The organism is Helicobacter pullorum NCTC 12824 (assembly GCF_017979475.1).
GTDB lineage: Bacteria > Campylobacterota > Campylobacteria > Campylobacterales > Helicobacteraceae > Helicobacter_D > Helicobacter_D pullorum.
This window is the reverse complement of record NZ_JAERIT010000008.1, coordinates 49,177-68,098: the sequence shown is the minus strand read 5'-3', so window position 1 is coordinate 68,098 and position 18,922 is coordinate 49,177. Positions and strand designations below refer to the sequence as shown.

At 36.2% G+C, this 18,922-nt stretch carries 14 protein-coding genes; 6 read left to right on the top strand and 8 right to left on the bottom strand.

Annotation, left to right across the window (positions count from 1 at the left end; all coding sequences use genetic code 11):
* Positions 1 to 329 precede the first annotated feature (329 nt).
* Positions 330 to 2,981, bottom strand: coding sequence for a phosphoenolpyruvate carboxylase (locus JJQ98_RS06750; protein ID WP_104745442.1), 2,652 nt, complete (start codon positions 2,979 to 2,981; stop codon positions 330 to 332).
* Between the two features lie 143 nt (positions 2,982 to 3,124).
* Between JJQ98_RS06750 and JJQ98_RS06745 the strand changes: the two genes are divergently transcribed.
* Complete coding sequence (locus JJQ98_RS06745; RefSeq protein ID WP_054195085.1) at positions 3,125 to 4,315, top strand: aspartate aminotransferase family protein; 1,191 nt, start codon at positions 3,125 to 3,127, stop codon at positions 4,313 to 4,315.
* Between the two features lie 33 nt (positions 4,316 to 4,348).
* Here JJQ98_RS06745 and glmS read toward each other — a convergent pair whose 3' ends face one another.
* From glmS to JJQ98_RS06715, 6 genes are all read right to left on the bottom strand, one after another.
* The gene (gene glmS, locus JJQ98_RS06740) at positions 4,349 to 6,136 is read right to left on the bottom strand and encodes a glutamine--fructose-6-phosphate transaminase (isomerizing) (RefSeq protein ID WP_151105282.1); all 1,788 of its coding nucleotides are present in this window, start codon (positions 6,134 to 6,136) and stop codon (positions 4,349 to 4,351) included.
* A 115-nt stretch (positions 6,137 to 6,251) separates the two neighbouring features.
* Positions 6,252 to 7,196 carry a thiamine pyrophosphate-dependent enzyme gene (locus tag JJQ98_RS06735; protein WP_005021298.1) on the bottom strand — a complete coding sequence of 315 codons (945 nt, stop codon included), beginning with the start codon at positions 7,194 to 7,196 and terminating at the stop codon, positions 6,252 to 6,254.
* Between the two features lie 10 nt (positions 7,197 to 7,206).
* Positions 7,207 to 8,424, bottom strand: coding sequence for a 2-oxoacid:ferredoxin oxidoreductase subunit alpha (locus tag JJQ98_RS06730; RefSeq protein ID WP_005021297.1), 1,218 nt, complete (start codon positions 8,422 to 8,424; stop codon positions 7,207 to 7,209).
* A 2-nt stretch (positions 8,425 to 8,426) separates the two neighbouring features.
* A complete protein-coding gene (locus JJQ98_RS06725; RefSeq protein ID WP_005021296.1) occupies positions 8,427 to 8,825 on the bottom strand; it encodes a 4Fe-4S dicluster-binding protein in 399 nt (132 codons plus the stop codon).
* 8 nt (positions 8,826 to 8,833) lie between these two features.
* Entirely contained in the window at positions 8,834 to 9,394 is a 561-nt protein-coding gene (locus tag JJQ98_RS06720) for a pyruvate flavodoxin oxidoreductase subunit gamma (RefSeq protein WP_060661245.1), read from the bottom strand.
* A 166-nt stretch (positions 9,395 to 9,560) separates the two neighbouring features.
* Positions 9,561 to 10,211 carry an HAD family hydrolase gene (locus JJQ98_RS06715; protein WP_151105281.1) on the bottom strand — a complete coding sequence of 217 codons (651 nt, stop codon included), beginning with the start codon at positions 10,209 to 10,211 and terminating at the stop codon, positions 9,561 to 9,563.
* A gap of 121 nt (positions 10,212 to 10,332) precedes the next feature.
* On the opposite strand from JJQ98_RS06715, the gene JJQ98_RS06710 reads away from it, so the two are divergent.
* The 5 genes from JJQ98_RS06710 (at position 10,333) to JJQ98_RS06690 (ending at position 18,136) form a co-directional block, all read left to right on the top strand.
* Positions 10,333 to 11,076, top strand: a complete 744-nt coding sequence (locus tag JJQ98_RS06710) for a 3'-5' exonuclease (protein ID WP_151105280.1) — start codon at positions 10,333 to 10,335, stop codon at positions 11,074 to 11,076.
* Positions 11,077 to 11,094: 18 nt separating this feature from the next.
* Entirely contained in the window at positions 11,095 to 12,306 is a 1,212-nt protein-coding gene (nspC, locus tag JJQ98_RS06705) for a carboxynorspermidine decarboxylase (protein WP_060661243.1), read from the top strand.
* 177 nt (positions 12,307 to 12,483) lie between these two features.
* A complete protein-coding gene (locus JJQ98_RS06700) occupies positions 12,484 to 13,602 on the top strand; it encodes an efflux RND transporter periplasmic adaptor subunit (RefSeq protein ID WP_054197843.1) in 1,119 nt (372 codons plus the stop codon).
* Between the two features lie 15 nt (positions 13,603 to 13,617).
* On the top strand, positions 13,618 to 16,743 hold the full coding sequence (locus tag JJQ98_RS06695) for an efflux RND transporter permease subunit (protein ID WP_151105279.1): 3,126 nt from the start codon (positions 13,618 to 13,620) through the stop codon (positions 16,741 to 16,743).
* A complete protein-coding gene (locus JJQ98_RS06690; protein WP_054197841.1) occupies positions 16,736 to 18,136 on the top strand; it encodes an efflux transporter outer membrane subunit in 1,401 nt (466 codons plus the stop codon). Before JJQ98_RS06695 ends, JJQ98_RS06690 begins: the two co-directional genes overlap by 8 nt.
* Before the next feature lie 7 nt (positions 18,137 to 18,143).
* Here JJQ98_RS06690 and JJQ98_RS06685 read toward each other — a convergent pair whose 3' ends face one another.
* Positions 18,144 to 18,869: a hypothetical protein gene (locus JJQ98_RS06685; protein ID WP_151105278.1), complete on the bottom strand. Its 726-nt coding sequence runs from the start codon at positions 18,867 to 18,869 to the stop codon at positions 18,144 to 18,146.
* Positions 18,870 to 18,922: the final 53 nt, after the last annotated feature.

Genomic DNA, 18,922 nt, shown 5'->3' with positions numbered 1-18,922 from the left:
TGTAAAAGATAAACTTTCATTTATCAAAGATTCTTTTATAGAATGATAGAATCTTTGCTTCTCTTTAATATTGAATTGAATAATAAGCTAGGCATTATTTTTTGCTTGGCTTTAATTTGATGATAACTAATATCTAACTGCTATAATAAATAATTAATGCAAACAATATAATCAATCATCAATATCGCTAATGTAATCAATCAGTGTAGAGATTTGATTCTAGGATTTTTAAATCTAATCATTAGAGGATTTATCTAAACTTTGGGGGGTTGAATCAAGAAACTTTAGAGTTTGGAATCTTGATTCTTGATGAATTATATCTATGATATTTAGCCTGTGTTTCTAATCCCTTGGGCGATTCCAACGATAGTTGTAATGATTTGTTTGGCTATGCGTTGTCGTTGTTCTTCATAAGTAGCTTTTTTGTATTGCTCCATTAAATAAAATTGAAAAAAGCTAAGAGTAGTCAAGAAAGATTTTCTAAGCAAAATAGATTCTTGGATACATTTTTCAGAAGTTAAAAGCTCTTTTTCTTGTCGGACATAAAGTAGCCATTTTAGCGTTAGATTGTATTCACTCTCAATCATATTCCAAATTTTTTCTCTTAGGGAAACATCCTCCACAAAAGCATTATAATGCCGTGCGATTTCTAAATCCACTTTTAAAAAAGCTTGTGAAATATTGTCAATGGTTGTTTTGAAAAATAAATCTTTTGTGTAGCATTCTTGCAAAATTGCCTTATCACAAATTTTGCTTGCTTCCTCTAATCCGCTACCAAGCCCATACCAAGCAGGAATAATTGAGCGGTTTTGCGTCCAAGCAAAAACCCAAGGAATCGCACGCAAATCTTCTACATTTTGAGTATTTTTTCGCTTTGAGGGGCGAGAACCGATATTTAATTGTTGGATAAATTCAATGGGGGTGGCGGATTTGAAGTATTCGATGAAACCTTCTGTTTCATAAACAAGTTTGCGATAAGCCTTGAAAGATTCTTCGCTTACTTTTTGCATAATGGTTTCAAAATCTCTATTGCAAATTTGTTGGTTGATTCCGTATTTGTCATAAACGGATTTTTTAAGAAGTGTGGCTAAAGCACTTGAGAAGCTGTATTCTGCCTTTTTGGGATTAAGATATTTTTCGCTAATTACCTCGCCTTGTTCGGTGGTTTTTAAAAATCCTGCTACGCTATTATCGGGTGAGGAAAGTAGAGCATCTTCTAATGCACCACCGCCGCGACTGACACTTCCTCCACGCCCATGGAATAATCTAAATTTGATTTTTAATTCGGATTCTAAGATGATTAGATTGTTAATTGCTTTTCGCAAAGAGTAATTGCTGGTAAAAATTCCGCCATCTTTGCTAGAATCTGAATACCCTATCATAATTTCTTGGTTGTTTTTGCGGGATTGTAGGTATTCTACATATTGAGGATTTGCACATAATTCACGCAAAATAGTGGGGGCGTTTTCTAAATCTCCGATGGTTTCAAATAATGGTGAAATAGAGATTCTTGTTTTTTTGCCCTCTCGCCAAAGTCCAGATTGTTTGGCAAACCACAATACACAAAGCAAATCATTAGAGCTTTGGCACATAGAAATAATACAAGAATCAATAATATTGTCACTAATTCTTTCTTTTGCCCATTTGAAGTTGATAAATGCCATAAGCAGTTCTTGAGATTCTTTGCTAAGTTTGCCATAAAGAATATTCAAATCCAAAAGCGGTGCATTTAAGGCGGTGTTTAGAATTTCTGTTTGTTCTTTTGGTGGGAGCAATGAAAAATCCCCTTGAGTGTAGCCAAGAAGTGCAAAAATTTCTGTTAAAGCTCTCCAAAACACATCGCGATGTTGTCTAAAATCAAGCTGCATAAGATGAAAACCGGCTAAAAGCACGAGATTTTTTAGCTTTCTTAGATAGATTCCACTGCGTTTGTCTAAAGATTCAATCATCATATCAATGTCTTTTATAAACTCTTTTGAGTTTTCATACATATAGGGTTTGTTTTCATAAAGTGCGGATTGTGGGAGATTCAAAGCTAAGATGCGATTTTGTAATTTTTGACGCATACAAGTGAGTTTTGCTCTAAAAGGTTCTTGTAAAAAGAGTTTTTTTGCCATATCATCAAGATAATCTTTCTCTCTCTCTAGGCTGTCAAGTAGTTCTTGTGTGGGCTGTGAGTATTCTTGTGCGATAGATAATTCACGGCTTAGCTTGTCAATTTGTTTGAGATAATGTTCTATGATTGTTTGGTGCTGACGCTTCATGACTTCTATCATAACGCCATTGGTTACATAGGGATTCCCATCTCTATCTCCCCCTATCCAGCTACCTAATCTAATGGGCGATTTTTTGAGCGGAATTTGCAAGGTGTTTTGCACTTCTTCTAAAACATTCACTCCGCTTTGTAGAATCGAGCTTTCCATAAAATACAATAGATTGTCTAATTCAAAAAGGACTTCGATTTTTTCGCTTCGCACAATATGGCTATACCATAATAGATTTAAGCGGTATTTTAAATGTTCTTTGGCGTTATTGTCTTGGAATTGAAACCAACAATTCAGGTCATCATACATTTCATGATAACTTTCTAAGAAAGTGCGGCGTAGGGATTCTGTGGGGTGTGCAGTAAAAACAGGATAAAATTTGATTTTTCTTAGGACATTTTTAATATCTTCTTCATCGTATTGTTGGGATTTTAGCTCTTCTAGGGTAGGTTTGATATGTGCTTTGGAGTTTAGGCTAATAAAATATCGTTCATCAATGATATTGAGTAGCAAATAATAAAGGGTAAAAGCTTTGATGAGTTTTGAGATGTCTTTGGATTCTAAAGAATCTAATAATTTCCTTTTTAGTTGATAATCTATTGTCGTATCTTCTTTGAGGGAGATAAAATCCTCTTTGATTTCTGGTGCAACTTCTTGTAATAATTCACACATTAAAGAAAAAATAAAATCCGCTTCTTTGATTCTCCTATTTTTCATTTTGCATTCCTTAGGATAAATTTGCTTAAAATTATAACGCTTTATTGTAAAGGAATTGTAAAAATTGTCTTTTTTGTTGGTTGTTTTAAAAACCATTTTTATTGATTTTTTTGTAAAATGTTAAAAAATTAAAAGGTGAATTGATGGTAGCTACAGATTTAAAGCAAATGGATTTGGATTATGTTTTGCATACTTATGGGCGTAATTATACGCATTTTGTGCGTGGAAGTGGAGCGAAGCTTTTTGATGATAGTGGGCGAGATTATATCGATTTTGGTGCTGGAATTGCGGTTTGTAGTGTAGGGCATGGTAATGAGAGATTGGCAAATGCAATTTGTAAGCAAGCAAGGGAGCTAATCCATACTTCTAATCTTTATTTGATTGAGCCACAAGCGAAATTGGCTAGAGAATTGGTTTTGCAAAGTGGCTATGATATGCGAGTGTTTTTTGCAAATTCTGGAGCGGAGGCTAATGAGGGTGCTATTAAAATAGCAAGAAAATTTGGCGAAGTAGATGGCGAAGTTAAACGCTATCAAATTATTACTCTAGATTCTTCTTTCCATGGACGCACTATTAGCACATTAAAAGCTACTGCCCAAAGTAAAATGCACCATTATTTTGGACCTTTTCCTGATGGCTTTGTCTATGCTAAAGATATTCAAGATATTCCAAATAAAATTAGCGATGTAACTTGTGCGGTGCTTTTGGAGCTTGTGCAGGGGGAGGGCGGCATTACCCCTTTTGATAGAAGTGAAATTCAAGCTCTGGCTAAATTACTCAAAGAAAAAAATATTTTGCTTATGATTGATGAAGTGCAAACTGGAATTTATCGCAGTGGAGAGCTTTTTGCATCTCAATGCTATGAAATCACGCCTGATGTGATTACAACCGCTAAAGGTTTGGCAGGTGGAGTCCCTATAGGTGCAGTTATGACAAGGCTTAAAGATATTTTTGCTCCCGGAGATCATGGAAGCACCTTTGGGGGGAATTTTCTTTCAACAAGGGCTGCTTTGGAGGTTTTGGAGATTCTAAAAGAAGAAAAACAAAGTGGGAGATTGGATGCAACTATCCTTTATTTTAGCCAAAAACTTCAAGCATTGCAAAAAAGCTATCCAGAGATTTTTATAGAAGAAATAGGGCTTGGGCTTATGCGAGGTTTGCGAGTAAGGGATTTGGATACATTGACACATTTTTTGCAAAAAGCTTATGAAAATGGAGTTTTGGTTCTAAAAAGTGGCAAAAATACTGCGAGATTCTTGCCTTCTTTGACTATCACAAAAGAAGAGATAGATGAGGGGTTTAATAGGATTGAAACTGCATTAAAAACAATGTAGTTTGGCGTAGAATCTTGCAAGAATTTCTTGCATTTATTCTACTGTTACACTTTTGGCAAGGTTTCTTGGCATATCCACATCATTGCCTAGCTTGGTGGCGATTTCTAGGGCTAGGAGTTGTAATACTACCATCATCGCATAAAATTCCTCCATATACTCGTTACACTTAGGGATATACACCATATCATCGGCTTCTTGTATCTCTTCACTACAAATCGCACAAATTGTCGTATCACGCGCACCTAGCTCTTGGACATTGCTTTTGATTTTGTCAAATAGCAGGTGTTTGGGTAAGAGTGCCAGACAAAATAGCTCGGCATCAGCTAGGGCAATAGGTCCGTGCTTCATCTCACCGCTTGGGTAGCCTTCAGCGTGGAGATAACTAATCTCTTTGAGTTTGAGTGCGCCCTCTAGTGCAAGAGGATAGAAAATATCTCGCCCGATAAAGAAAAATCCATGTCCGTGCAAATACCGCTTAGAAAGTCGCTTCAGTCTATCGTGGAGTTGAGAATCTACCTCTGTAAGCTTGGTGGCATTAAGCATTGTTTTGGCGTGGTGTTTGAGCTCCTGTGTGCGAATATGTCCGCGTAAATGTCCCAAATACACACTCAAAATCCAAAGCACCATTACTTGCGTGGCGAAAGCCTTGGTGCTTGCTACACCCTTTTCTATCCCTGCACGTGTGAGGATTGTCCTATCAGATTCACGCACTATGGAGCTATTATCGACATTGCAGATAGCAAGTGTTTTTAGTCCATTGGTTTTAGCAAGTTTGAGGGCTTCGAGTGTATCGGCGGTTTCACCGCTTTGGGAGATACATACAAAAAGCTCATTTTTGTGCATTACAGGCTGTGCATAGCGAAACTCACTAGCAAACACGACATTGGTGCGGACTTTGGCTAGTCGCTCTAGGAGGTATTTGGCGCTAAGTCCTGCGTGGTAGCTTGTCCCACACGCACAAATCGTGATTTCTTCAATACCATCAAAAAACTCACCTCCGACTTCTTCAAACCCGATAAACTCATCACTCACGCGTCCCATCATCGTTTCTAGCAGGACTTTGTGCTGCTCATAGATTTCTTTTTCCATAAAAAATCGATAACCATCTTTTTGCGCATACGATTTGGTAATGGTAAGTTCTTTAATATTGGGTAGAGATTCAAAGCTTTGGAGATCCATACGCCCAATCGTGCCATCTTCTACATAATGCACTTTATTTGCAAGCCCTACAAGCGGGGCGTCCGAGCTGGCAAAATACACACCATCGCTGCCTTTGGCGATGATGAGTGGCGAGCCCTTTTTGGCATAGAATATCGCATTTTCATCAGCTTTGGTAATAAGCAAGATTGCATACGCGCCATGGAGAGATTCTATAGTGTGCGTGAAAGCTTCTATTGGGGTTTTGTGTGTTTTGAGATTCTCTTCAAACAAATGCACGATGACTTCAGTATCGGTTTGGCTAATGAATTGATGTCCTTTGTCTTGAAGGGCTTGCTTGATTTGGGCGTAATTTTCGATAATGCCATTATGTACGACATTGCTAAATTCTGCAAAATGTGGGTGGGCGTTTGCCTCTGTGGGTTTGCCATGGGTAGCCCAACGTGTATGCCCTATGCCTAGTCCAAAGCCTTGTGAAGAGAAGTCTTTGCATTTTTCTTCAAGATTGGCAATCTTCCCCACTGCCTTGAAAGTTTGGATTTGAGTATTGGCTAATACCGCAATCCCTGCACTATCATAGCCTCTGTATTCTAGTTCTTTTAGCCCATTTAGAAGGATTTGTTTTTTTTCATTATTGCCTATGTAACCGACGATTCCACACATTGCTATACTCCAAAAAATTATTATAAACCATATTATGGCATAAAGTCAGTAAAAATAAGGTAAATATTTGAAAATAAGGATTTTAAGATTGTTTGAAAAGAGTGAGAAAAGAGGGCTAAATTTTTGCCTCTTCTCTTCTTTGGAGATATTCCCAATACGCATCCACATCTTTTTGCCATTGTTCTATAATGTGTTCGTTTTCGGGCTTAAAGAGGTGCTTAAATCTCGCTTGAGCACCCAAATAATCACGAACAGGGATAACATTTTTGGGGCGATAGGTAATTCTTAGTTCTCTTCCATTGATAATTTCATAAAGCGGAAATACAAGAGAATCCACAGCTAAATCACTCATTTCAATAGTTTGATTAGAGGGGAATCTCCATTCTGTTGTGCAGGCACTCATAGCATTGATGAAAGTTGGACCTTCTGTTTCAATGGCGGTTTTGATTTTTTTGCTCATATCCTTCCATTTGTTTGGGGCGACTTGTGCAACATAGGGTGAGCCATGGGCTGCCATAATAGAAAGCAAGTCTTTTTTCTTGTCTTTTTTACCATAGCTTACGCGTCCTGCTGGTGTTGTTGTGGTAGAAGCACCAAGGGGAGTAGAGCCACTTCTTTGACCTCCGGTGTTTGCATAAACTTCATTATCTAAGCACACATAAGTGAAGTTGTGTCCTCTCTCAAAACAGCCACTAATAAACTGAAATCCAATATCATAGGTAGAGCCATCTCCGCCAAAGGCTACAAATTTTGGCTCTTTGTCGCTATAAAGGCGTCCTTTGCGTTTGAGTGCTTTATACATTGCTTCGGCACCAGCAATAGCAGTAGAGCTATTTTCAAAACCAATATGAATCCAAGGAACATCCCAAGAAGTATAAGGATAAACAGCAGTGCTTACCTCTAAACAACCTGTTGAAGTGGCTATCAGTAATGGGTAATCTGTGGCGTTTAAAACTTCTCTTACAATGATACCATGTGCACAACCGGGGCATAATAAATTTGCACCTTCAAATCTCTCTGCTGCTTTTGAAAATTGTTTTAGATTTTTGATTTCACTCATAATTCCCTCCTTAGATATAGCCCAATTTTGGACCACGAAGTCCAATGAATTGTTGTGTTTTGTGGGTAAGTTTTCCTGCTTTGCAATCAGCATCTAATTCTTTGAAAATTTCTTGTAAATGGTTTTGTGTCAAATCTCTACCGCCAAGCCCATAAATATAATTGCTAACAATAGGTTTATTTGCCATTGCATAGAGTGCCGCAACTCCTTCATTAAAGAGCATTCCCATAGCACCTGCTGGCAGGCTTCTATCCAAAAATGCGACAGCTTTGCAGTTTTTTAGTGCTTCCCCTAAGGCTTCATAAGGGAATGGGCGTAATACGCGAATACTAACTACTCCTGCTTTGATTCCATTTTCTCTAGCTTTTTTGGCTGCGATTCTAGCGGATTCTACAGTTGTCCCCAAAGCGACGATAATAACTTCTGCATCTTGAGTATCGTATTGTTCTACAACATTGTATTTTCTGCCGGTTAATGCTTCAAATTCTTTGAAAGTGCGTTCAATGATTGGCATTGAATTCATTATGGCATTGTGGAGTTGTGCTTTGTGTTCAAAATGCCAATCTTCTTCTGTTTGAGCACCATAAGTTGCAGGTTTGCTAAAATCAAGCATTGCATTTTTGGGCTTGTAATCTCCGATGAATTTATAGGCAATATCATCTTTGAGAGGACGCACACTTTGTGCAGTATGAGAACAGATAAAACCATCTTGATGCACCATTACAGGAAGTCTTACATCATAATCTTCTGCTATTTTAAAAGCCATTAGATTAAAATCATAAGCTTCTTGTGGATTGTAAGTGCAGAGATTAATCCAGCCTGCATCTCGCCCTAAATACATATCTGAATGATCGCCATTTACATTTAATGGGCTCGCCAAAGCACGATTGACGACATTTAGGACAATAGGCAAACGCATACCAGAGGCTTGATAAAGCACCTCTACCATAAGGGCAAAGCCTTGAGAACTTGTCGCAGTAGCTACTCGCCCTCCAGCTGCTGCTGCCCCAACACAGCCACTCATAGCGGCATGTTCAGATTCAACCATTACAAATTCCCCATCAATGTATCCATTTGCCAAAAAACTTGCATAATTTTGGACTATGGGAGTTGAAGGGGTAATTGGATAGGCTGAAACAACATCAATTTGTGCTTGTCGCATAGCATGGCTTGCCGCCATATTCCCATCCCATACTTCTACTTCTTGTAATTCATAAATTTCTGCCATCTTTAATCCTTTTTCTTTTCTTCTTTTGCGGGCCATTTTGAGAGTGCCACTTCATTGCTTTCATAGTCATTGAACATTAAAAGTGATTTTGGATTTGTAGGGCAGACATCTACGCACACTCCACAGCCTTTACAATGCACATAATCAACCCCTGTCATTTTCTCATCGCGAACAAGAATAGAGGAATCAGGGCAATAAACCCAACAGAAATAACAATTAATACAATGTTGATTATTATAAACTGGTTTTTCAACTCTCCAATGAGCTACGCTTGCTTTATAAGAGCTATCTGGGCGATATTCTCTTTTGTCTGCATGTTCTTGCACAATTTCATCACCCTTTTTTTCAAAAGGAAATAATACAGAACCTATTTCAAATTCATTCCAACCTTTATATTCCATTTCTACTCCTATTTCACTTCATTGTAAGCTTTTTTGATAACTTCCATATTTGCATCAATGATTTTTTGGGGAAGTTTTTTGCCTAAGACTTTTTTGAAAGATTCTAAGAAGAAATCTAAATCAAGAATTTGAGAAATTTTTAAAAATGCTCCAAGCATTGGTGCATTGGGAATAGATTTACCAAAAGCCTCTAAAGAAAGTCCGATACAATCTAGGGTATAAACCTCTTTGTTTTGAAGCTCTGGCTTTGTTTTAAGAAATTCCTCTTTGCTAAGATGTGTGGTAATAATGTATTTTGTGTCAGATTTTTCATTAGCACAAATATCGGTAATATAAACCAACCCCGGATCAATCACCAAAACATAATCTGGAATCATGAATTTTTCGTGATTTAAAATGGGCTGTTCATCAATGCGGTTATATGCAGTCATTGCTGCACCTCTTTTTGCTGAACCATAGAAAGCAAAGGCTTGAACTTCTTTGCCTGTTCCTGCAACCACATCTGCTAAACCTTTGGCGCCTGTTACTGCACCTTGCCCTGCACGGCTATGCCATCTAATCTCAAGCATATTATCTCCTAAAATTTTATTGCACTTCTAATTATAAAAAAACAGCACTTAAAAATGACTTGTTCTAAGCAATAATGGTAAAAAAATATTTTTCTTTTTTGGCAATAAATCAATTTTGCTTTCTATGGCATTATGCTGAAATTCCCTAAAAAATGGATTGAAATAGCTATAAATGCTGTATTTTGCAAACTGCATCTAAAGAATCTTTTGCAAGATTATTTGTATATTTTTGTAACAATTCCAAAGATGAATAACCGCTTAATACTCCAAAAGATTTTATTTCTGCATTATCTGCTGCTAGAATATCTAATGGAGTGTCCCCAATCATAAATGTATCTTGCTTTGCAATGTTTTTTGGGAAAGATTCTAAAGCTTTTAAGATAGGTTCTTTATCAGGTTTGGCATATGTTACATTTTCTCTACCTATCACACATTGGAAATATTGTAACACATTAAAGTGTTCTAGCAACGCTTTGGAATATAAGCCAGTTTTTGTTGTAACAATTCCCAAATATGCAAATTCATCGGCTTTCAAAATAGATTCTTTGGCATTTTTTAGCAAAGTAGTTTTTTTGTTACAAATTTTCCTATAATGTTCTTTGTAGATATTGATATATTTTTCGCATTCATTTTTTGGTATGCCTAGTGAGTGAAACATATCTTCAAGTGTATGTCCGATGAGTGTGCTGACAGATTCTTTGTGTGGAATTTCTTTGTTGTGGTGCTTAAAAGTTTCGCAGAATCCTTCATAAACGGCTTCTGTAGAATCAATCAAAGTCCCATCTAAGTCAAATAAAATGATTTTATTTTTTGTCATTTTGAGCCTTGAATTTAGTAATTTTGAGTTATCAAATAAAATAATATCTTGAAAAACTTTAAGATTCAAAAGGTTAATATTCTATATACATTAATAATAGATTTTGATTTTTGGGAATGAGATGCCACACCGCTATGATAAAATTATTTCTAAGCTTAAAAAACGCCCGCTTAGTCAGAATGAATTTTGGTTGTTATTAGATGAAGTAGGGGGATTATTTGGCGATAGAGAGAGTGAATTAGAGATTATTAAGTCTTCTGGAATCCCTTTGATATTTGCACACAATAAGGTTTATTTGCAAACTACTCTTACTCCCATAAAAGAGCAAAAATTTTGTATTGTAGATATTGAAACAAATGGACATAATCCTTTTTTGCACCAGCCAATAGAGATTGGAGCCATTTTGTACCAAAATGGTATAGTGCAAAAAGAATTCCAAAGTTTTGTCTTTTGTGAAGAGATTCCAGAATATATTACAAAAATTACAAATATTACCACAGAGATGTTGAGGAATGCCCCACCTATTCATCAGGTTTTGGAATCTTTTAGGATTTTTTTGGGGGATTGTGTTTTTGTGGCACATAATGTAGGATTTGATTATGGTTTTTTGAGCAATTCACTTCATCATTATGGTTTTGGGTATCTTTATAATCCCTCTCTTTGCACGATTAAGCTTGCACAAAAAACATTTCAAGCCCCTCGTTATTCTTTGGAATTTCTAAATGGATTTCTTAGTATCAATCATAGTCCTTTGCATCGTGCTTTAGAAGATGCAAAAGTAGCATTAGAGGTTTTTAAAACGGGATTAAAAAATTTAAACAAAAATATTTATACAAGTGAGGATTTGATAAAATTTGTATCATAAAATGATTTGGAGAAATTAATGCTAACTAAACATTATCCTAAGAATTTTAAAGAGATTCCAAGCCCTTGTTATGTGTTAGAAGAAGAAAAGTTTATTAAGAATCTAGAAATTTTAGATTCTATTCAAAAGCAAAGTGGAGCAAAGATTTTGCTAGCACTTAAGGGTTATGCACTTTGGAGAAGTTTTGAGATTGCTAAGAAATATCTAAGTGGTGTTACTGCAAGTGGATTGTATGAAGCTAGGCTTGGGTATGAAACTTTTGGTGGAGAAATTACAACCTTTAGCCCTTCTTATAAAAAAGAAGAAATGCAAGAATTGGTGAAGATTTCTAATCATATTATTTTTAATTCTTTTGTGCAGTGGCAGACTTTTAAACCTATGATTGATGAAGCTAATAAAATGCGTGAAAGCAAAATTGAAGTTGGATTGAGGGTGAATCCTCTTTATAGTGAGGTTACGCCAGAAATTTATAATCCTTGCATTGAAGGATCAAGGCTTGGGATTCCGCCAAAAGAGTTTAAAAAAGGTGTAAAGAAATATGGTTTGGAGGGGATTAGTGGATTGCATTTTCATACACATTGTGAGCAAAATAGCGATGCACTCAAGCGAACTTTGAAGCATTTTATCAAGCATTTTGGAGATTATATCCCGCAAATGCAATGGATTAATTTTGGTGGAGGACATCATATTACACGGAAAGATTATGATAGAGAACTTTTGGTTAAGATTATTAAAAATTTTAAGGATAAATTCCACACAGAAGTTTATTTGGAGCCGGGTGAAGCAGTAGGGTGGCAGTGCGGGTTTTTGATAGGGAGTGTAATAGATATTGTCCATAATGGAGTGGATATTGCAATTTTGGATGTGAGTGCTGCAGCACATATGCCAGATTGTCTTGAGATGCCTTATCGTCCGATGGTAAGGAATAGCTATGGAGTAAAAGCAGTGCAAAAAAATGGACATTTGAAGCTAAAGGGTGAAAAAAAATATTCTTATCGTTTTGGCGGTCCTACTTGTTTGGCAGGAGATATTATAGGGGATTATAGTTTTAGAGAGCCTCTCAAAATAGGTGATAGAATCATTTTTGAAGATATGGTGCATTATACAATTGTCAAGAATAATACCTTTAATGGAATCCCTTTGCCAAGTATCGGTATGATTGACAAAGAAGGAAAATTTCAGATTTTTAAGAGTTATTCTTATGAGGATTACAAGCACCGAAATAGTTGATATTGGTGGCATTTCAAATGAATTTTTTTCAGATTATTTTAAAAAAAAAATGCTACTATTACGCTTCTAAAATTTAATGTAATAAAAATTACATTATCTTATATATTGACAGATAGTTACTCTAAGGTAGTATAATTATCAAAATGTTAATTTTATTTTGAAAAAGGAAGTTAGATAATGAAAAGTTATCAGAAATTTTTATTGGGAACATTTTGCAGTTTGGTAATGTTTGCAGGATGTGGAGAAAAAGATAAGCAAGCCCAACAGCAAACTATGGTTATTCCTGTTAGCACTTATGTTGTCAAAAAGCAAGATACGCCTGTATCTTTTGAATATCCTACACAGCTTACAAGCCCTCAAAGAGTGGATATTTATGCAAGAGTGGAAGGGACACTTTTGGAGCAAAATTTCATAGAAGGTGGTGTAGTCAAAGAAGGGCAGAAGCTTTTTAAAATTGATCCTGCAAAGTATCAAGCTAATGTAAATATTGCAAAAGCTCAATTACTTTCAGCACAAGCCACTCTCAAAGAAGCTTCAAGAGATTGGGAGCGTTCTAAGAAATTGTTTGAACAAAAAGCATTAAGCCCCAAAGAAAGAGATCAATCCTTATCTACTTATGAAAATGCAAGTGCGAATGTAGCAAATGCAAAAGCAAATTTGGATAATGCAATGATAGATTTGGGATATACAGATGTAATTGCAACTGCAAGTGGAAAAATTGGACTTACAAATTATGATTTGGGGAATCTTGTAGGGTCTGCTTCTAGCAATAATGCACTTGTAACAATTACTCAGCTTGATCCTATTCAAGCAGAATTTTCAATCCCGAGCAATGATTATTATTTTTTGAGAACATTAAATCGTGATAATTTGAAAGTTTCTTATATTTTGCCAAGTGGTAATCTTTATGATAAAGAAGGAAAGATAGATTTTATTGATAGTGTTGTAGATTCAAGCACAGCGACAATCAAGGCTAGAGCAGTTGTAGAAAATAAAGATTTTCTTTTGGTGCCGGGTGAATTTTCAAGAATCAAATTAGAAGGTTTTATCGCAAAAGATACTATTACAATTCCACAAGCCGCATTACTGCAAGATGCACAAGGAAGTTATGTCTATAAAATTGTTGATGGTAAAGCCACTCAAGCAAAAGTAGTCTTAGGGCATAGTGTTGGGAATACCTTTTTGATTCAATCTGGTTTGCAAGAAGGCGATGTTATTATCACTAATCAGCTTGTAAAGCTTCGTCCGGGAGCCCCTGTCAATCCAATTAATAATCAAGCAAATCAAGCTCAATAAATTCAAAGGTGAGGCATGTTTTCAAAGTTTTTTATTAATCGTCCTGTTTTAGCAATGGTAATGTCTATTATTATTGTCATTGCTGGAGGATTATCAATTTTTTCTCTTGCGGTAGAGGAATACCCACAAGTTACCCCTCCACAAGTTGTTGTTCAAGCAACTTATCCCGGAGCGAGTGCAGAGGTTATTTCTTCGAGTGTAGCAAGTGTATTGGAAAATAGCATTAATGGTGTTGAAGGAATGATTTATATGCAATCCTCTTCAACTTCGAGCGGTAGTTTAAATATTAATATTTATTTCACGAATGAAACAGATCCTGATCAAGCAACAATCAATGTCAATAATCGCGTTCAAGCTGTGTTAAGCTCTCTTCCTCAAGAAGTTCAAAGGCAAGGGGTAACAGTCGATAAAAGATCTTCTACGATTTTGGCGGTTTATTCGCTTTTTTCAGATTCACCAGCACATGATAGAATATTTATTGCTAATTATGCAGCTATTAATATTTTGGAGGAATTAAAAAGGGTCCCCGGAGTTGGTGATGCAGCACTTTTTAGCCGTCAAGAATATTCAATGAGAATCTGGCTTTCTCCTGATAAACTCACCAAATACAATCTCACTCCTGCTGAGGTGATTGCTTTGGTGCAAGAGCAAAATTCGCAATTTGCAGCAGGATTCTTTGGGCAAGAGCCAGTGAGAAAAGATTTGGACTTTACTTATACTGTAACTACTCAAGGGAGATTCACAACTCCTCAAGAATTTGAAAATATCTTGATTCGCACTAATTCTGATGGTTCTTCTTTGCGTTTAAAAGACTTAGCAAGAGTAGAGCTTGGTGCAGAGGATTATAGTGTAAATGCGTTTTATAATGGGCGTCCAGCTGTTGCTTTTGGATTGTTTTTGCAACCGGGGGCAAATGCGTTGAATGTTGCAGAAGGTGTTGCTAAAAAATTAGAAGAATTATCTCAAACTTTCCCAGAAGGTTTGCAATATGCAATCCCTTATGATACAACTTCGTTTGTAGATGTTTCTATCAAAGAAGTAATTAAAACTTTTATTGAAGCAATTATTTTGGTTGTAATTGTAATTTATTTCTTTTTGCAAAATTTTAGAGCAACAATTATTCCGGTATTGGCTGTTCCAGTTTCGATTATAGGGACTTTTGCGGGAATGTATATGTTGGGATTCTCCATTAATCTATTAACACTCTTTGGGCTGATTTTGGCTATTGGTATTGTTGTGGATGATGCGATTATTGTTATTGAAAATGTTGAAAGGCTCATTCATGAAGAGAAGCTGAGTGTTAAAGACGCAACGATGAAGGCAATGGATGAGATTGCAAGTCCTGTTATTGCTATTGTATTGGTGCTTTCTGCGGTATTTATCCCAGTAGCATTTATTGGTGGTTTTAGTGGAGAGATTTATAAGCAATTTGCAATTACCATTGTTATTTCTGTGGTAATTTCAGGGTTTGTTGCTTTGACACTTACTCCAGCACTTTGTGTATCTATTTTGAAGACACATGAACCTAAACCTTTTTGGATTGTAAAGAAATTTAATGACTTTTTTGAATGGCTTACACATCAATTTACAGATAAAGTTGCCCATGCTATTAGACGAGGAGTATTTTATGTAATTTTGTTTGTTGGGTTGATTGCTGTAACTTATGGATTATTTACTAGAGTGCCAACGGGGCTTGTCCCAGCAGAAGATAAAGGAATGTTGCTTGTTTCAATGCAGCTTCCACCTGCTACTGCACTTAGCAAGACCACAGAGATGGCTTCTTTTATGGAAAGCACTATTAGAAATAATCCTAATGTAGAAGCTGTTATGGCGTTGGCAGGGTATGATATGCTCTCAAGTGCTGTTAGGACATTTGGAGGGACTGCTTTTGTGAAGCTTAAAGATTGGGATTTGCGTAAGGAAGATAACCAAAAATCTCAAGCTTTAGCACAAACTTTTACAGCGCAGTTAATGCAAAATCCTAATGCAGTGATTTTTGCTTTGAATCCTCCGCCAATTATGGGCCTTAGTTTGACAGATGGATTTGAGATGTATATCCAAAATCGCACCGGAGGTTCTATACAGGATTTACAAAAATACACTCAACTTGTTTTGCAAGAAGCACAAAAGCGTCCGGAGCTTACAGGTGTCCGAACGACTTTAAGTGTAAATGTGCCACAATACAATGTGCAGCTTGATAGGCAAAAAGCAAAATCGCTTGGAGTAAATGTAGATGATGTTTTCACGACACTTCAATCGACTTTTGGTTCTTATTATGTGAATGATTTTAATCTCTATGGAAGAACATTTAAGGTAAGCATGCAGTCTGAAAGTGAATTTAGAGAAACTCCTAATGATTTGCGTAATGTTTTTGTGCGTTCAAGCAATGGGGATTTGATACCTATTAGCTCTTTGGTAACTTTTGAGAGAGTAATTGGTTCGGATATTTTAGAAAGATTCAATCTATTCCCAGCGGCTAAACTTATGGGAGATGCAGCTAGTGGATATTCTTCTGGAGATGCGTTAAAAGCGATTGAAGAAGTGGCAAATCAAGTTTTGCCTGATGGCTATACGGTTGCATTTTCTGGTAGCTCTTATCAAGAAAAAAATGCAGGTGGGACTGGAACGATTGCCTTTATTTTTGGGCTAGTGTTTGTATTTTTGATATTAGCGGCTCAATATGAGCGTTGGCTTATGCCTTTGGCGGTTTTAACAGCAGTTCCATTTGCTGTATTTGGAGCGATTTTGGCGACTTGGCTACGAGGTTTGAATAATGACATTTATTTCCAAATCGGGCTTGTGATGCTTATCGCGCTTGCTGCAAAAAATGCAATTTTGATTATTGAATTTGCAATGGAAGCTAGAGAAAAGCAAGGTAAAAATATTTATGATGCAGCAGTTGAGGCAGCTAGATTGAGATTCCGCCCTATTGTAATGACTTCTTTAGCATTTACTATCGGTGTTTTACCGCTAGCAATTAGTAGTGGAGCAGGTGCAGCTAGTCGCCATGCTATTGGTACAGGGGTCATTGGGGGAATGTTGGCAGCAACCTTTATTGCAACTTTCTTTATTCCATTGTTTTATACCTATTTTGCAAGGTTGAGTGAATTTATTTCCAATTTAAGGAATAGACATGAATAAAAGTATATTAGCTTTAGTCTGCTTAGGGATATTAGTAGGAGGTTGTTCGCTTTCGCCAAAATATGAACAACCAAAAACTAATTTACCACAAGATTTTGGTGTAGAAGCTTCAAAAGAAAGTATTAGTCAAACTTGGTGGAAAGACTTTAATGATGAATATTTGAATAATATTGTTGAAGAAGCTTTGAAAAATAATTATGATTTAGCGGTGGCTATGGAGAGAGTTTCACAAGCAAGAAGTTCTTGGAGTTATGCTAGAAGTGATAGGTATCCTACTATTTCTGCTCAAGGTGAAGCTACGAGAAACAAAGAAAATCCTAGTCAGGGAATGTATGATAATTATAATAATTTTTCTTTGAGTGGTGTTTTGAGTTTTGAGCTTGATTTGTGGGGGAGAGCTAGAGATACTGATAGGAGTGCTTATGCAACTTTGTTGGCTAATAAAGCTAATCGCGATACTGTTCGTTTGAGCTTGATAGCTAATGTTGTGGAGAGTTATTTTGGTATTTTAACACTGAATAATCAAGTGCAAATTTCTCAAAATACCTTAAAAAGCCGTGAAGAGAGCTATGAATACCGCAAAAAAGAGTTTGAAGCTGGGAAAATTTCTGAAATTGATATGCAACAAGCAAAGTCCGAAATGGCTTCTGTAAGAGCACAATTGCAAAGTTTGTTGATGGAGAGAAATTCTGCACAGACTTCTTTATTGATATTGCTTGGTAGGGATCCTCAAGGAATCTTCAATGTGGAGCTTCCTACAGAGGCACAAATGTTGCCTAAAGCACCAAAAGTCCCAACAGGATTGCCATCAACACTTTTGGAACAGCGTCCAGATATTGAAATGGCTACTCAGAATCTAAAAGCTGCAAATTTTTCTATCGGAGTAGCTAGGGCAGCTTACTTCCCCACAATATCCCTAACAGGTCTTGTGGGCTATGTAAGTCCAGAATTAAATGAATTATTCCAAAGCTCTTCTTCTACTTGGAATTATGGTGGGACTTTTGTAGGAAATGTAATTGATTTTGGACGCACAAGTGCAAATGTAGAGCTTAGTAAATCTCAATATAGAGAGATGTTATTAAATTATGGCAATACTGTGAGGCAGGCATTTGGAGAGGTGAGAAATTATCTTTATAATTATGGTATGAGTGATGAGAGATTGAAAAGCCTTGATGAGCAAGTAGAGGCACTAAGACGCACTTTGGTATTGGCAGAAATGCGATATAAAGAGGGCTATACTAATTATTTGGAAGTTTTAACAACACAAAGCAATCTTTTTGCTGCAGAATTAACTCAACAGAGTGCAAACTTAGAGAATCTATCTGCTGTAATTAACCTCTATAAAGCGTTTGGTGGTGGTTGGGATAAAAGCAAATATGCACAAGAGGAATAAAACCTCTTTATTTGCAAATAAAAACTACTTTTCCATCAGCACTTTTTGTTATTTCTTTGGCAGTTGGCATTTCGATTTTCTCCAAAGCATTGTCATTGGACTTTGCTAAGGCTTGTGTTCTATAAAGTATGGGGTTTTCTATTTGCGAATCTTCACCTAGAGTGATTTCTTTGATTAAACATTTTTTGTTAAGAATCTTGGAATACTCTAATGCCATTGCATTGGCTTTTTGTATCAATTTTTGATTGAGAGTATCATCTAATGCCTTTAAATCCTCTTCTTTGATGTTTTTAGTAATTTTTGGAATAGGGAAAATCAAATAAGGATTCTCTTGTGTTTCTTTTTGGATAAAGTCCAAAATAGCATTAAAATCTTCGGTAGCTTCTTCTTTGAATTCGCAATCTAGGTGATAATTACTCTCAAAGCCTGCTTGTTCCTTTTTGTTGTCTTTGTATTCATAAAAAGGTGTGATACTAAAGTTGCCACCTTTGCAAATTTCGCTATTTTTAATGAAATCATTAAGCGAATTGAAGGTTTTTATGAGAGAATTTTTGTCTTTTAAAGAGAGATTTTTTTCTTTGCGTAGTTTATCATTGCCTATTACTTGGATATTTGAAAAATAGGTTGTTGGGGATATTTTTGCATCAATGCTTACATTTTGTTTGATGAGCATTTCATTGGCAAAAAGGCTAACAGAGCTAAAAGCGGCGATAAATAAGAATTTTTTAGTCATTTGGAAATCCTTTGATATTAAGATGAAAAATTATACCTTAATATAAAAGGATT

Coding starts and splice junctions, on each gene's coding strand:
- JJQ98_RS06750 (WP_104745442.1), bottom strand. CDS start 2,981: ATGAAAAATAGGAGAATCAAAGAAGCGGATTTTATTTTTTCTTTAATG.
- JJQ98_RS06745 (WP_054195085.1), top strand. CDS start 3,125: ATGGTAGCTACAGATTTAAAGCAAATGGATTTGGATTATGTTTTGCAT.
- glmS (WP_151105282.1), bottom strand. CDS start 6,136: ATGTGTGGAATCGTCGGTTACATAGGCAATAATGAAAAAAAACAAATC.
- JJQ98_RS06735 (WP_005021298.1), bottom strand. CDS start 7,196: ATGAGTGAAATCAAAAATCTAAAACAATTTTCAAAAGCAGCAGAGAGA.
- JJQ98_RS06730 (WP_005021297.1), bottom strand. CDS start 8,424: ATGGCAGAAATTTATGAATTACAAGAAGTAGAAGTATGGGATGGGAAT.
- JJQ98_RS06725 (WP_005021296.1), bottom strand. CDS start 8,825: ATGGAATATAAAGGTTGGAATGAATTTGAAATAGGTTCTGTATTATTT.
- JJQ98_RS06720 (WP_060661245.1), bottom strand. CDS start 9,394: ATGCTTGAGATTAGATGGCATAGCCGTGCAGGGCAAGGTGCAGTAACA.
- JJQ98_RS06715 (WP_151105281.1), bottom strand. CDS start 10,211: ATGACAAAAAATAAAATCATTTTATTTGACTTAGATGGGACTTTGATT.
- JJQ98_RS06710 (WP_151105280.1), top strand. CDS start 10,333: ATGCCACACCGCTATGATAAAATTATTTCTAAGCTTAAAAAACGCCCG.
- nspC (WP_060661243.1), top strand. CDS start 11,095: ATGCTAACTAAACATTATCCTAAGAATTTTAAAGAGATTCCAAGCCCT.
- JJQ98_RS06700 (WP_054197843.1), top strand. CDS start 12,484: ATGAAAAGTTATCAGAAATTTTTATTGGGAACATTTTGCAGTTTGGTA.
- JJQ98_RS06695 (WP_151105279.1), top strand. CDS start 13,618: ATGTTTTCAAAGTTTTTTATTAATCGTCCTGTTTTAGCAATGGTAATG.
- JJQ98_RS06690 (WP_054197841.1), top strand. CDS start 16,736: ATGAATAAAAGTATATTAGCTTTAGTCTGCTTAGGGATATTAGTAGGA.
- JJQ98_RS06685 (WP_151105278.1), bottom strand. CDS start 18,869: ATGACTAAAAAATTCTTATTTATCGCCGCTTTTAGCTCTGTTAGCCTT.